8 protein-coding genes and 1 pseudogene are annotated in these 15164 nt (G+C 45.9%); all 9 read left to right on the top strand.

Features of this window, described 5'->3' with window-relative positions; translation table 11 throughout:
* Positions 1-5: 5 nt before the first annotated feature.
* The 9 genes and pseudogenes from ACP3TA_RS13540 (at position 6) to ACP3TA_RS13580 (ending at position 14891) form a co-directional block, all read left to right on the top strand.
* The gene (locus ACP3TA_RS13540) at positions 6-884 is read left to right on the top strand and encodes a GDP-mannose 4,6-dehydratase (protein ID WP_071991638.1); all 879 of its coding nucleotides are present in this window, start codon (positions 6-8) and stop codon (positions 882-884) included.
* 11 nt (positions 885-895) lie between these two features.
* Positions 896-2004 (top strand): annotated as a pseudogene (locus tag ACP3TA_RS13545) (glycosyltransferase family 4 protein).
* 107 nt (positions 2005-2111) lie between these two features.
* On the top strand, positions 2112-3545 hold the full coding sequence (gene wbaP, locus ACP3TA_RS13550; protein WP_033642468.1) for an undecaprenyl-phosphate galactose phosphotransferase WbaP: 1434 nt from the start codon (positions 2112-2114) through the stop codon (positions 3543-3545).
* 214 nt (positions 3546-3759) lie between these two features.
* Positions 3760-5160, top strand: coding sequence for an undecaprenyl-phosphate glucose phosphotransferase (locus ACP3TA_RS13555; RefSeq protein WP_103681963.1), 1401 nt, complete (start codon positions 3760-3762; stop codon positions 5158-5160).
* 17 nt (positions 5161-5177) lie between these two features.
* Positions 5178-7055, top strand: a complete 1878-nt coding sequence (locus ACP3TA_RS13560) for a right-handed parallel beta-helix repeat-containing protein (protein WP_146049821.1) — start codon at positions 5178-5180, stop codon at positions 7053-7055.
* Positions 7056-7363: 308 nt separating this feature from the next.
* The gene (locus ACP3TA_RS13565; RefSeq protein WP_206196197.1) at positions 7364-9979 is read left to right on the top strand and encodes a beta strand repeat-containing protein; all 2616 of its coding nucleotides are present in this window, start codon (positions 7364-7366) and stop codon (positions 9977-9979) included.
* Positions 9980-10359: 380 nt separating this feature from the next.
* Entirely contained in the window at positions 10360-12126 is a 1767-nt protein-coding gene (locus ACP3TA_RS13570; RefSeq protein ID WP_033642470.1) for a type I secretion system permease/ATPase, read from the top strand.
* A 54-nt stretch (positions 12127-12180) separates the two neighbouring features.
* Complete coding sequence (locus tag ACP3TA_RS13575; RefSeq protein WP_103681965.1) at positions 12181-13512, top strand: HlyD family type I secretion periplasmic adaptor subunit; 1332 nt, start codon at positions 12181-12183, stop codon at positions 13510-13512.
* 2 nt (positions 13513-13514) lie between these two features.
* Positions 13515-14891, top strand: coding sequence for a TolC family outer membrane protein (locus ACP3TA_RS13580; RefSeq protein WP_033642472.1), 1377 nt, complete (start codon positions 13515-13517; stop codon positions 14889-14891).
* Positions 14892-15164 lie beyond the last annotated feature (273 nt).

Raw genomic sequence — 15164 nt, forward strand, 5'->3', positions numbered from 1 at the left:
GCTAAATGAAAATACTCGTCACTGGGGGTAATGGATTCACTGGAAAGTATGTGGTCTCGGCTTTTGAAGCGGCGGGTTATCAAGTATTGGTAGGGGTGCGCAGCACCCCTGTATTAGATAAAGAAGTTTTATTTAATATCCTAAACAAAGATAGCCTGTGTGAAACTTTATTAAAATACAGACCTGATGGAATAATTCATTTAGCTGGAAGTGCATTTGTAGGTGAGGGTGACTCCAGCGTTTTTTATTTAAATAATACGGTTGGGACTCTCAATCTTATCGAAGCGATAAAGCTTTCTGGTATAGATATAAAGAAAGTGATAGTTTCAAGTTCAGCTAATATCTATGGTAACCCTACCGTTTCCACTATTGATGAGAGCATTGAGCCTATTCCCGTTAACCACTATGCCTCTAGTAAACTTGCGATGGAAAGCATGCTAAAGGGATGGTATTCTCAAATCCCTGTTATTGTCACCAGGCCTTTTAATTACACAGGGGTTGGTCAGGGAATAAACTTTCTTGTCCCGAAGATTGTGTCACATTTCAAACGGAATTGTGATGTAATTGAGCTTGGGAATATTGATGTTGAACGGGATTTTTCTGACGTTTCAGAAATTGCAACTTGTTACTTAAAGCTTTTTGAAAGCGAGCATACCTCTACGGTTGTTAATTTATGTTCTGGTAATTCGACCTCTTTGAAAAAAATAATTGAGGATATGGAGTCTATCAGTGGGCACCGTATGGAGGTACGAATTAACCCTGCGTTTGTTCGTAGCAATGAAATAAAAATTTTGCGTGGGGATAATGCAAAACTTAGAAATATGATTAATTTTGCCCCTTCAGGTATATTACATCATACGTTAGATAAAATGTTTAACTCGTAAATGTGAAAACTATGAAAATTGCTATTGTCCATGATTGGTTAGTCACTTATGCCGGTGCGGAAAGAGTCCTCGAAAGAATGCTCAAAGTGTATCCTGATGCTGATGTGTTTTCTATGGTGGATTTTTTAGAAAAAAGGGACTTCATACAAAATAAAAAAGTTGTTACGAGTTTTGTGCAAAAACTTCCTTTTGCGAAGAAAAAGTACAGAGGGTATTTACCGTTAATGCCTTTTGCTGTTGAGCAATTCGATCTTTCAAAATATGATGTCATTATTTCAAGCTCGCATGCTGTGGCAAAAGGGGTTATAACCGGCCCAGATCAGTTACATATCTGCATGTGTTACAGCCCTATTAGATATGCTTGGGACCTCCAGCACCAGTATTTGAAAGAGTCTAATCTAGAATCTGGGGTTAAATCGTTTTTCGCACGTTATTTTTTGCACAAAATCCGCCTTTGGGACATTAGAAGCAGTTATGGTGTAGATCATTTCATTGCGATATCAAACTTTATAAAACACAGAATTAACAAATGCTATCGTCGTGATTCAGATGTTATTTATCCGCCTGTTTTTGTCGATGATTTCTCAACAGTTTTTAACAAAGATGATTTCTATATGACATCTTCTAGGCAGGTGCCATATAAAAAAATTGATCTGATTGTCAAGGCATTTAATGAGATGCCTGAAAAAAGCTTATTGTGATTGGAGATGGTCCACAGCATAAATTGATCAAATCGATTGCTGGAAAAAATATCACTATCATGGGCTATCAGAACTTTGAGGTTCTAAAGGATCACCTGGGTAGAGCAAAAGCGTTTGTTTTTGCTGCTGAAGAAGATTTTGGTATTGCCCCATTGGAGGCTCAGGCATGCGGCACTCCCGTTATTGCATATGGAAAGGGCGGCGCAACGGAAACAATCATTGCTGATGGTGATAATGCGACAGGGGTATTCTTTAAGAAACAAAGCGTGGAGGATATCATTGACGCGGTGAATAGATTTGAGTCGATGAATATATCTCCAAGCGCGTGTCGTGATAACGCAGAGCGTTTTTCCACTGCAGTTTTTGATAAACAGTTCAAAGAGTTTGTTGAGTGCAAAATCAGTCAAAAATGGAGTTAATAAATTTAAAAAAACAATCTGCGGAGTGCGCTATTTTAGCGCATTCATTTAAATGAATTTAAGGGATGTCTATATGAATATTCATCAGGCTTGGTGTAGGCTTTTCTATGAAATTATCTAATGGTTTTGCTTCCGCTTTCATTTCTAAGATTTCACTAGCGCTGTCAGATTTTTTATTTTTCAATGTTTCTATATTAATTGCCTATTATTTTATAGCAAACACCTTTGGGAATTTTTATGAGTTCGTTCCTGAAGGGGAAATGGGAATAAGGGTCTTCGCTCATTTCATCTTTTCTATATTGTGTGTATTATGGTTCTGGACAAGATTGAGGCATTATACTTACAGGAAACCATTTTGGTTCGAGTTAAAAGAGATATTCAGAACGCTAATCATTTTTGCGGTTCTGGATTTGGCGCTCGTTGCATTTTCAAAATGGAATTTTTCTCGATATCTCTGGCTCATCACGTGGGTGTCCATTCTGATACTTGTACCCATTGGCCGTGTGGTTGTTAAAAAATGGCTTAATGCTATTGGTTTATGGAGAAAACAGACAATCATTATAGGCTCGGGTAAAAATGCATTCGAGGCTTATGCAGCCTTACAGAGTGAGGCCAATCTGGGTTTTGATGTTGTCGGCTTTGTCTGTGTGGATGAGTCCTGTGATAACGAGTATTTTGGCATACCCGTAATAAAGAGTGAAGCGGAACTCTGGTGTATTACTGATGCTGACAATACTCAATTTATTGTGGCCCTAGAGTTTGAGCAAAACCTCCTTCGTGATTGGTGGTTAAAAAACTTAGCTATAAACAATTGTCGTTCAATTTCCGTGATCCCTACTTTACGAGGTGTTCCTTTGTATGGCACGGACATGTCATTTATTTTTAGCCATGAGGTTATGATTCTCAGAGTAAATAATAATTTAGCCAAACGTACGTCTCGGATTATCAAAAGAACCTTCGATATCATTGGTTCCTTGTTAATTATGTTACTTTTGTCACCTCTTCTGTTGCTCATTGCATATAAAGTTTCTCGGGATGGGGGGCGTTCAATATATGGCCACGAACGGGTTGGTCATAATGGGGAAAAGTTTAAGTGTTTGAAGTTTCGCTCGATGGTGGTAAATTCACAGGAGGTACTGGAGAATTTATTGGCTAACGATCCCGAAGCTCAAGCGGAGTGGAAAAAGGATTTCAAACTGAAGAATGATCCAAGAATTACACGTATAGGTCATTTTCTCAGAAAGACCAGTTTGGATGAATTACCCCAACTTTGGAATGTGTTTGTTGGGGAAATGAGTTTGGTAGGACCCCGTCCTGTGGTCGAAGAAGAACTTGAACGCTATGCTGGCGATGTTGACTATTACTATATGGCAAAGCCAGGAATGACTGGTCTTTGGCAAGTTAGTGGCAGGAATGATATTGACTATGATACTCGTGTTTACTTCGATGCTTGGTACGTGAAAAATTGGGCTTTGTGGAATGATATTGTAATTCTTTTTAAGACGATATCTGTCGTGCTTAAAAGGGATGGCGCCTACTAGCTTGATGGTATTGATTATTTTTTTTATTTTTTAAAAGCCACTCTGAGAATATTTCTTTATCAGTGCATGTAATTTGTGTGCTTATACTGGAATGTTGCTCTGAGTGGTTTTTTTTGTCTGATAACACCGACAAAGTCACATAAAAAAAAGCTTGTGTTAGACAATGCTAAAAATGATTCCTATACTTTTAAAGGTGGCTTATTGAAGGTATGTTATGGACAGTTTTTCAAACTCCAAGTCAAAAACAAAGACTAATACATCCGTTATTTCTGTTTTTCAACGGCTTCTTGATTTATTCTCTGTGTTTCTGGGCTGGCAGCTTGCAACCACTTTTGGTAGTGAAGATGTAAGCCTGTTAATTGTTTTGTTTGTTATCATTGCATTTCAATTCATTTCTGACGTAAATAATGCATACACCACATGGAGAGGAGAGCATCTGCTGGTAAACATTTATCGCGTTGGTGTTAATTTTTCACTGGCGCTAATCTTATGTGGTACATGTTTCTATTTTTTCTATGATATTAAACCGAAGCTAGTCTCTTTTTCTCTTTTTTGGTTTTTTACTTCGTTATTGCTTTTTCTGACTTCGGCTATATTCATTAGATTGCTTTTTTGGTTCTTAAGAAAAAAAGGCATGCGCATAAAGAAAGTCGGTATTTTTGGTGAGTCTGAAAGTGCATATCGTTTGTCTCAGCACTTTAATAGCTACCCATGGCTCGGGTTCTCTCTTCATGGATTTTACAATAACTCAGGGACTGAACACATTGGTGATAATCTGATTAATCGTTTAGGGAATGAAGATAAATTGTTTGCTGATGTTCAGAAAGGTCTGGTGAATCACGTATATATTGCTACAGACTATTACAATGACGAAGAGCTCAAAAGGATATTATCAAAACTATCAAATACAACATGTAGCGTAAACTATATACCTAATGCGATTTCTTATGGTCTTCTCAGAGCTGTCAATACTGAAATAGAGGGGGTTTCAATAATTTCTGTTTATGATACATCATTTAATGGTGTCAATATGCTAACTAAGCGTTGTTTTGACGTATTTGCTTCAATGTTACTAATAATCTTCTTTTCGCCATTAATGGTGCTTATTGCTTTATCCGTTATGGCGACCTCACCTGGGCCTATCCTCTTTAAGCAAAAACGCTATGGCCTCGAAGGTAAAGAAATTAATGTTTTGAAGTTTAGGACGATGTATTGCTCATCCGATGATACAAATTTCAGACAGGCTACTCCTGACGATCGGCGAGTGACCGTCATTGGCCGTGTTTTGCGTAAAACTTCCCTTGATGAATTACCACAACTTTTTAATGTCTTCTACGGCTCGATGTCGCTCGTTGGCCCCAGACCCCATGCCATTGCGCATAACGAGGAGTTTCGGAAGTTGATTCATGGTTACATGTTGAGACACAAAGTTAAACCTGGAATTACTGGATGGGCGCAGATTTGTGGTTGGCGCGGTGAAACAGATACGTTAGAAAAGATGACAAAGAGGATAGAGTATGATTTGTTCTACATTAATAACTGGACGTTGATGTTAGATATAAAAATACTGATTATGACTATTTCACGTGGCTTTCTTAATAAAAATGCTTATTGAATGACCAGGAGACGTGTATGAATAGACGTTTTTTTTTAAAGGAAGTTAGCCTGTTGGCTTTGTGGGTTAGCGTTGAAGCCCGTTTTTCTCTTTCCTTAGCCAAAAGTCTTTCTGCTGAAAATCCGCAACTAATAACACTTGAGTCAATTAAAAAAAGTATCATGCCTGACAAGCTTGGGAGTGTGATAGCGAGAGTTTCCGCCTCTGACTACTCCGGCTCCTCTACCGTTCGATTGAATCGTGAGTCTTCAGAGGATAATAAGGATATGGCAGGTAAGGGGTGGTCTGATATAGGGATAATAAATAAGAAAGCATTACTGTTTGATTCTGAAGGAAAAGCTTTTTCTCTGATGGCCAAAAGTGGTTTCTTTTCCATCGAAAGTCTTGGCGGAGGTATCGGTACTGACGACAGTGCGCTGATGGAGATCGCTCAACATTTATCTACGCAGCCCGTTCAATTGGTTAAAGATAAAGTTTATTACTACGGCAATCCGGTCAGTCATTCCGGAGGAGCTGGATGGATCGGAAATAATGCGACGATAAAATGCCTCTCTACATCATCTGATGCTCCTCGGTTTCCATTTATCACTTCTCCTGTGACAGCTGACAATACACCCAACGATACCCTGCATTCGAGCTCAGGAGTACGAGGTGTAGTGTTTAAGGATCTAACTATCGATACTGATTATCACGATACTACTGGAAAGGTTGGATTCCTCTATGCAGAGAATACACTACATGATTGGAGTGATTGTCTTTTTGATAATGTAAGTTTTAAAAATGCTAAATTTGATAATCTTGCCATGCAAAAAAACTGTCATGATATAGTATTTAAGAACTGTTCATTTACCAACTCTGGGCAAGATAGTGTCGTGGTCAGAAAAACGTGCTATGAGATCAAGTTCATTGATGGATGTTTTTTTTCAGATACCGCAAAAGTGCAATCTGGCGGTGATGGTGTTGTTATAAAAGGGCGTGGTATTAGCGTTATAGGTTGCAGGTTTGAGAATATTGGCCTCGGTAAAAAAGGGGCTGCGATTGCCAATAATGCTGAAGATGCGGATAACGCACAAGAGTCTAGTGATGGCGTGTTTAATGATAACTACTTTCTCAACTGCTATGGTGGTCTTGGGATTGGCACGGTAAAAAGCTCACTGGCTTTCTCAAATAACTGGATATCAAATGTCACAGCTTCCGGTAATACATTTGAAAATATAAAAAAAGTTGCTATTGGTGCAAGATATGTTCGTGGTTTTATTTCTAACAATAATATTGTGAAGAACCAGTCGAGTGCAAGGGATTTTTCAATAGAGCTGCTCCATGTCGCTGATGCTGATTGTGATTTTTCTGTCTCACAGATTGAGGGGGGAGCCATTCATCTACGTGATTGTTCCGGGAAAATTAAGTTATTGGCAAATAATGTTGCTATCTCTGGTTTCAATAATGCCGTTTTTATCGAGAAAAGCCATGATGTTGTGGCAGATTTGACCGTAAACAATTCCGGCCGTGGTGGAGGCTACATTGATACCCTGAGCAGCAGTTCAATTTCTATCAAGTCTTCGATGACGAAAGGAGTTGCTCTCCAGGTGCTAAATGCTACAAGCTCTAAAATCAGTGCGGTAGTTAGAGACTCATTACTTGATGGTATCTTTTTGAAAGACTTTAAAAATATTACTCTGAAAGCAGATGTAAAAAACAGCGGTAAAAATCAAAAGGGAAAATATAATGCCGTTGCTGTATTTTCAGGAAACGGTGTGAAAATAGATTTGTCTTCCGATTCTGGCAACTATTTGTATGATTTATTTGTCGACAAAAGTGCTACTCAAGTTGAGGTTGCTGATAGTTTATCTGTGTTAAAAACTAACTACTCAGATGCCGATTTACGAGGTAAGTAGTCACTATATTGATTATTGTCAAGGCTACTATTTTATGATGGGATTCATAAATCCGCACTGAGAAAAAATAAATAATCGGTCTTCTCATCTGTTTTTATTAGCTGTGTTTGCTGTATTATATTGATAAATAATAAAAAATCTCCGCCCAACAATATGTTTCTGCGTTACTTGACAAACTTTTGGTTACCTCCTTTATTTAGTCTGTAGAGATGTAAATCCTTTCTCTGCAAACCTTATGATTCGGACATTTTCCCTCATCATTCGCTCGTTCGGATGATTTTGAGGTTAGTTTTCTAAAGGGGTAATTTATGGCTTCTCTAGCGAATCAGCAGACCGCTGCTGCGATTTTTTACGCGGTTTTAGGACGCAATCCAAGCGAGTACTCGTTCAAAAATTTTGGCGAGAGTCTCGAAACGGGTCAGTACACAACTAGCAGTTTTGTTAATTTGTTACTGACAAGCGTTGAAGGTACTGCTCTTTATCAAGGGAAAAGCAGTACGGATATTGTGACGAAGGTTTATACATTGGTCTATGGCTCTACGCCAAACTCAACAACTGTTACCGATCTGTTAGCTATCGGGAGCTTGCCAGTTGTCCTTGCGTCTATCGTTGATACAGTGCTGCATTATCAGGGATATGATGCGTCATTGCTGAGTTCACAGCTCGCATTTACTAACAAAGTGAACTCAATTCTCTATTCATCGACAGCTAGTTTACCTCCACTGAATCTACAGGAACAAATTGCAGCATTGTACCTAGGAATACCGGGAAGAGAAGTTGACTCTAGCGGCTTGAAATACTGGAGTACAGATTTGTTGCGAGGGACTAGCTACGTTGATGTCATCAAAAAACAGTTGCTAACTTCTGAATACCAACAAAAAGTTGGTTCGCTTTCAGGTGATGCATATATTCAACATGTTTATACTTTAGTTCATGGCATTGCTGCTACCCCACAGCAATTAGCGGTATATTCAGCACTTGGGTCTGATAAAGCTGTTATTGCTCAGGCCATCATCAACGACCTGCGGAACTCGACTGCCACTGATGCCACAACTGTAACTCAACAGCATGGGTTCGAATTTGATATCGGTACCAGTCTGCTGTACAAAACGGCAGCTTCGCTGACCGCAACGGCTGCGGGCGGTAACGCTACGGGAACAGTAAATACCGGGGCTTCACACCAAATTAGCAACGCCGAAACAGCTGTACTGACGAATGTCCAATTGAACGCCAATGCCGCCAGCCTGGTCAACCTGAAGTTCGCCGATCACTTGGCCAACCTGACCATCAACGGCACCAGCGCGGCAACGGTTAACCTGTCTGACAACGGTGTCAACCCAGGGGTTGCTGTCACCGTCAACAACGGCAACGTGATCCTGAATGCCAGCTCCGGCGCAGACAACGTGGTCGTTACTTCGACGGCAAACATCGCGACCGGCACGGCGAAGTTTAACCTCGGCGCCGGTAACGACAGCCTGCACTGGGCGGGCAACGGTGTTTCCGGTGGGGCGAACACTGTCGCGAACACGGTTAAGGCTGATGGCGGCGCAGGTACCGACTCCATCTCCGCCAACTTCATCACCAAAACCGTAGTGACTAACCAGAACGCCCTGGGCGTTCGCACCAGCACAGTGAGCAGCAACGCCAACAACTTCTCGAACTTTGAGCAGATTGATCTGACCGGCTATATCGGTAAGTCTGTCGGTACGCTGATTACGACACCGCTGATTGGTTCACCGACCACCACCAGCGTCACTACGCCAACCAACACCTTCGACTTTGGCCTGACCAACGGCACGTCTACGGTAGAAGGCACTACGGGCGGCACAGTCACCCAGAACGCAGCGGCGACCAACCTGGGGACGCAAGGCTTCGTGATCTCCGGCCTGGCTAACGTCAACGTCATCAACGCTGCCGGCGGTAACGCCGCACAGCTGGAAGTGAAAGGTGACGCGACCTCCGCCAGTACGCTGAACTTTACCTTCGTCCAAAACGCCACCGACCACTTCAACATCAACTTTGATGCGGTGAGTTCTGCCAACGTGAATGCCGGCGCCATCAGCCTGAACAGCAGCAGCAGCCTGATTGGTGGTACTGCATTGAGTACGGTGAACGTGGCTTCGGGCGGGACCGGTAGTTTTGACAATATCTTGTCGTTGGCCGGCACCAATGCGCAGGTTCAGACCATCAACGTGACCGGTGATCACGCGCTGGATCTGACGCTGGGCAGCGGTTTTAGCAACGTGCGTGATATCAATGCATCCACTAACACCGCTGGTCTGAATCTCGACTCCAGCCATGGCGGCACCGGTGACGGCATTATCATTCAACTGCTGAACATTCTGCCGCTGAGCGTCGTCACTACCAACCTGCTTGCGCCTGTGCTGACGGCGTTGGGTCTGAACGGTTATCAACTGACCGTAGAAGGCTCAAGCGCTGCCGACACTTTGGGCGTGATTGGCAACACCACGCTGACCGGCGGTGCGGGTGCGAACATCTACGACATCAAAGCGAGTAATACGCAGGCCGGTGTGACCATCAAAGACTTTAGCAGCCTCAAAGACAAGATTGTCGATGTTAACCATGGCGGCCTGACTATCTCCAATGACGCCAGCGGCACGGCGGTCGCGGACTACGGCACGCGCTCAGCAGATACGCTGGATGCGCTGTTGGGGACCCTGGTGGGCGGTTTGACCAATGGCGTTATCGGCCTTCTGGGCGGTATTCTCGGTCTGGATGGCAACAACTCTCTGACGTCGAAAGTGGGTGTGGCATCCGTTGTATTCAGCGGTGGCGGCAATACCGCCAGCTCCTATGTGATTATCGACAACAATGATAACCACGCGCTGGATCTTAACGATACCGTCGTATACCTGACTGGCCAGAACCACCAGCAATTGGTGGATACTCTGCACTACGCCTAAGGGTAAAGCTGCAAGAACAAATAATTCCACATGGAACTATTTGGGGTTAAATAATGCGGGGGCGTAATCCCCCGCATGTTTAATTTTGTGAGCGGCGTCATTCTCTCTAAGTTATTCCATTTCGTTATCTTCCCTTCTTGCTTTTATTTTCTCATATCGCATTGTTTTATTTGACTTTTGTCAGGCGCGTTGATCGGCTTTTTTTTTATGGCCCACCTTGCCGGTTTTCACTTTCTCTACCTATAGTTAACGAAAGTATCTGCAGTCTCGGGCATTTCTTTGAGGTGAGCCTTCTCGGGATAATTCTTTTTTTAGGAATTTCTTTAGGGAGGGGGTCAATGCGGATTGGACTGACAGTGCACATGATGTAAGGGCAGAACGTGAATCAATTTATCCCGCGCAACGAAATTGCGGATGTTATACGTACACGCAGCAAAGTCTTCTGGACCGTTGGTATATTTACTGCGTTTATTAACCTGTTAATGCTGGTTCCTTCCATTTATATGCTCCAGGTTTACGACCGGGTGCTGCCTTCGCGCAATGAAATCACGCTGTTAATGCTGACGCTGATCATGCTGGGCATGTTCGGCATGATGTCGCTGTTGGAATACGTGCGTAGCATGGTGGTGATCCGCATCGGCAGCCAGCTGGATATGCGTCTCAACACGCGAGTCTATACCGCGGCCTACGAAGCGAATCTGAAAAACGGTTCGTCTGACGCCGGTCAGATGCTGAGCGATTTGACCAATCTGCGCCAATTCCTCACCGGTAGCGCGCTGTTCGCCTTCTTTGATGCGCCGTGGTTTCCGATCTATCTGTTGGTGATATTCCTCTTTAACCCTTGGTTGGGCCTTTTCGCCCTGGTCGGTGCGCTGTTGCTGATCGCATTGGCGGTAATCAATGAAGTGGTTTCGAAAAAGCCGCTGGGAGAAGCCAGCAAGCTGTCGATCATGTCAGGTAATTTGGCCAGCACCAATCTGCGAAATGCCGAAGTGATCGAGGCTTTGGGGATGTTGCCTAACCTGAAACGCCGGTGGTTCGGTCTGCACCAGCGGTTCTTGAACAGCCAACGCATCGCCAGCGAACGCGCATCGCGGGTCACGTCAATCACCAAGTTCGTGCGTATGTCGCTGCAGTCCTTAGTGTTGGGCCTGGGGGGATGGTTGGCGATTGATGGGCACATCACGCCCGGCATGATGATCGCCGGTTCTATATTGATGGGGCGAACGTTGGCGCCGATCGAGCAGGTCATTAACGTTTGGAAAAGCTATAGCGCGGCCAAACTTTCTTATGGCCGCTTGGTCAAGCTGCTGGAAACGCATCCGCAGCGTGGTACCGGCATGTCGCTGCCGCGTCCGGAAGGTGTGCTCTCCGTAGAAGGCGTGACCGCCACGCCTCCGGGATCGAAAGGGGATGCGGTGCTGCATAACGTAAGTTTTGCCATTCAACCCGGCGATGTGCTGGGGATTATCGGTCCGAGTGCGTCGGGCAAATCAACATTGGCGCGCTTACTGGTCGGTATTTGGCCTGTGAGCGAAGGGATAGTGCGGTTGGATAATGCCGACATCTACCAGTGGAACAAAGACGAACTGGGGCCCTATATCGGCTATCTGCCGCAGGACATCGAGTTGTTCGCCGGCACTATCGCCGAGAACATCGCTCGCTTTAACGACATCGATTCAGAGAAAGTGATTGAGGCTGCCAAGCTGGCTGGTGTGCATGAACTGATCCTGCGTTTCCCTAACGGTTACGATTCGGTGATCGGCAACGGTGGTGCAGGGTTGTCCGGCGGGCAGAAGCAACGTATCGGCTTGGCGCGGGCATTGTATGGCGATCCCGCGTTGGTGGTGTTGGATGAGCCTAACTCCAACCTGGATGATGCCGGCGAGAAAGCGTTGAACCAGGCCATCATGTTCCTTAAACAGCGTAATAAGACGGTGGTCCTGATCACTCACCGCACCAATCTGCTGTCGATGACCAGCAAGCTGTTGCTGTTGGTTAACGGGAACGTCAATGCATTCGGCCCAACGCAGCAGGTGCTGCAGGCGTTGGCGAATGCGCAAAAAGCGCAGGTGCCTCCGCAGGCGGTGCGTGCGGTGAACTCCGAGCCGGATGAAGGCGAAATCCCTAAAACTCAAATTAATTAAGCCGTGAACTTGCCCGGCGGCGCTTTTGCGTCGCCGACAGTCAAAGGAGTTGGTATGTCTACGCATATTGGCGAGCCGCAAGACTCGTATACTGAAGAGATCCCACAAGATGAACGGCGGTTTACCCGTATGGGGTGGCTGGTGGTCGGGATAGGTCTGTTCGGGTTTTTAGCCTGGGCGGCCTTTGCGCCGTTGGATAAAGGGGTGGCGTCGCCGGGATCGGTAACCGTTTCCGGCAACCGCAAAACGGTGCAGGCCCCGGCCAGCGGCATCATTAAGAATATTGCAGTCAGAGATGGCGACAAAGTGAAAGCCGGCGAGGTGCTGGTGCAGCTCAGCCAGGTGCAGGCCCAAGCTCAGGTTGATTCGCTGCGGGATCAGTACTACACCACGCTGGCGACAGAAGGGCGCTTGCTGGCAGAACGCGATGGGTTGAGCATAGTGACTTTCTCACCCATTTTGGACGCGGTGAAAGATAAACCTCGCGTGGCAGAAATCATTGCATTGCAAACGCAGCTGTTCGCCTCCCGCCGCCAAGCGCTGCAAAGTGAAATCGACGGCTATAAGCAGTCAATGGACGGAATCCGTTTCCAATTAAAAGGACTGCAGGATTCGCGTGCCAATAAACAGATCCAGCTTTCCAGTTTGCGCGAACAGATGAACAGCATGAAGCAGTTGGCGGCGGACGGTTACCTACCGCGTAACCGTTACCTGGAAGTGCAGCGCCAGTTTGCCGAGGTAAATAGCAGCATTGATGAAACGGTGGGGCGGATTGGCCAATTGCAAAAGCAGTTGCTGGAATCACAGCAACGCATCGATCAGCGTTTCGCCGACTACCAGCGCGAAGTCAGAACGCAGCTGGCGCAAACTCAAATGGACGCCAGCGAATTCCGCAACAAGCTGCAAATGGCCGATTTCGATCTGGGCAACACCGCCATCACCTCACCGGTGGACGGCACCGTGGTTGGATTGAATATCTTCACTCAGGGGGGCGTCGTGGGAGCGGGTGACCACCTGATGGACGTTGTGCCCAGCCAGGCGACTTTGGTGGTGGATTCTCGCCTCAAAGTCGACCTGATCGATAAGGTGTACAACGGGTTGCCGGTGGATCTGATGTTTACCGCCTTCAACCAAAACAAAACCCCGAAAATTCCGGGAACCGTCACCTTGGTTTCCGCCGACCGCCTGGTCGACAAAGCCAATGGCGAACCTTACTACCAGATGCAGGTCACGGTCTCGCCGGAGGGCATGAAAATGCTCAGTGGCGAGGACATCAAGCCGGGGATGCCGGTGGAGGTGTTCGTGAAAACGGGGTCGCGCTCGCTGTTGAGCTATCTGTTTAAACCTATTTTGGATCGCGCTCATACTTCATTAACCGAGGAATAATTTTGATTCATTCAAAACGACAGGCTGCCGGTCTGGTTATCGGCACCCTTTTGTTTGCGATGTCTGCGCCGGTTTATTCGATAGGGATTTTAGACGCATATTCGCTGGCATTAGAAAAGGACCCGACCTTTCGGGCGGCTATAAAAGAGAAAGAAGCGGGAGATGAAAACGAAAATATCGGCAGGGCAGGGCTGCTGCCGAAGGTATCGCTGAACTACCAGAATTCGCCGCGCAACTGGCAAACTCAGAAGTACCCGCAAAGCGACTTTTTCGGCAATGTTTCGGAGGTTACCCGGCGGCAGCAATATCGCAGCTATTCCAGTTCGATCACGCTGACGCAGCCGCTGTTCGATTATGAAGCTTACGCCAGGTACAAAGCCGGCGTGGCGCAGACCATGATGTCGGACGAGCGCTATCGCGGTAAGTTGCTGGATTTGGCGGTGAGGGTGATTAACGCCTATGTCGAAGTGGCTTATTCCAAGGATCAAATCGCGTTGGCCGAAGCGCAAAAGGCGGCTTACAAGGAACAGCTGACTTTGAACGATCGCCTGATGAGCGCCGGTGAAGGTACCATTACCGACGTATCCGAAACTCAGGCGCGCTATAGCCTGGCTGAAGCACAGGTGATAGAAGCGCGCGATGCACTGGATGCCGCGCAGCGTGAATTGGAAGTAATTATCGGCATGCCGCTGAACCAACTGGATGAATTGCAGGTCTTGCGGCCGGGTAAATTCAAAGTGGCGCCGTTAATCCCGTCCAAGTTCGAAGAGTGGCAAAAGATCGCGTTGGAGAACAACCCTGTATTGGCCGCCTCGCGTCATGGCGTGGATGCTGCTAAGTATGATGTCGAAAGGAACCGGGCTGGCTTTATGCCACAGGTTCAGCTGTATGCTTCGCATTCGGAAAACGACTCCAGCAGCGACAACACGGTTAACCAGAAATACCGTACTGACAGCATTGGCGTGCAGGTCAGCATGCCTATTTATTCCGGTGGCGGTGTTTCGGCATCGACCCGCCAGGCAGCGGCGCGTTACGGGCAAGCGATGTATGAAATGGATGCGCAAACGGGCACCACGCTCAACGATCTGCGCAAACAGTACAATTTGTGTATTAGCAGCAGCGCTAAAGTGGCGGCCTATGAACTGGCGGTTCAATCGGCGACGACCCAGGTGACGGCGACCCGGCAAAGCGTGCTGGCGGGGCAGCGCGTCAACGTCGATGTGCTCAACGCCGAACAGCAGCTCTACAGCGCCCAGCGTGACTTGGCCTCCGCCAAATACACCTATATCAAGTCCTGGATTACCCTGCTGAGCGACTCCGGTACGCTGGACGAGAAGGATGTGTTGCGTGTGGCGCAGTATTTTGCCCGCAGTCGATAACAACATATTCACTATGAGCATTAATCTGAAAGAGCAGCACTATGCTGCTCTTTTTTGCGTTAATACGTTATGTTATCGGCTGGTGGTTCCTTCGATATTTATGCTTGCCTGACTAATTTCTATACATAACTTTCTGTTAAGGAACGGTAGGTTAGAGGGATACATGCTTTTCGCAAAGTGTAACAATTGGATGGTAATTGCACGATATTTAGTATGATGCTGCTGATACGTGGCGTCGTCCTTATAAGAATGATGACTGAGTAAAGGGTAGAT

Origin of the sequence: Serratia sp. 2C06, from assembly GCF_050037615.1 — a bacterium.
Classification (GTDB): Bacteria; Pseudomonadota; Gammaproteobacteria; order Enterobacterales; family Enterobacteriaceae; genus Serratia; species Serratia ureilytica.

Coding starts and splice junctions, on each gene's coding strand:
- wbaP (WP_033642468.1), top strand. CDS start 2,112: ATGAAATTATCTAATGGTTTTGCTTCCGCTTTCATTTCTAAGATTTCA.
- ACP3TA_RS13565 (WP_206196197.1), top strand. CDS start 7,364: ATGGCTTCTCTAGCGAATCAGCAGACCGCTGCTGCGATTTTTTACGCG.
- ACP3TA_RS13575 (WP_103681965.1), top strand. CDS start 12,181: ATGTCTACGCATATTGGCGAGCCGCAAGACTCGTATACTGAAGAGATC.
- ACP3TA_RS13540 (WP_071991638.1), top strand. CDS start 6: ATGAAAATACTCGTCACTGGGGGTAATGGATTCACTGGAAAGTATGTG.
- ACP3TA_RS13560 (WP_146049821.1), top strand. CDS start 5,178: ATGAATAGACGTTTTTTTTTAAAGGAAGTTAGCCTGTTGGCTTTGTGG.
- ACP3TA_RS13555 (WP_103681963.1), top strand. CDS start 3,760: ATGGACAGTTTTTCAAACTCCAAGTCAAAAACAAAGACTAATACATCC.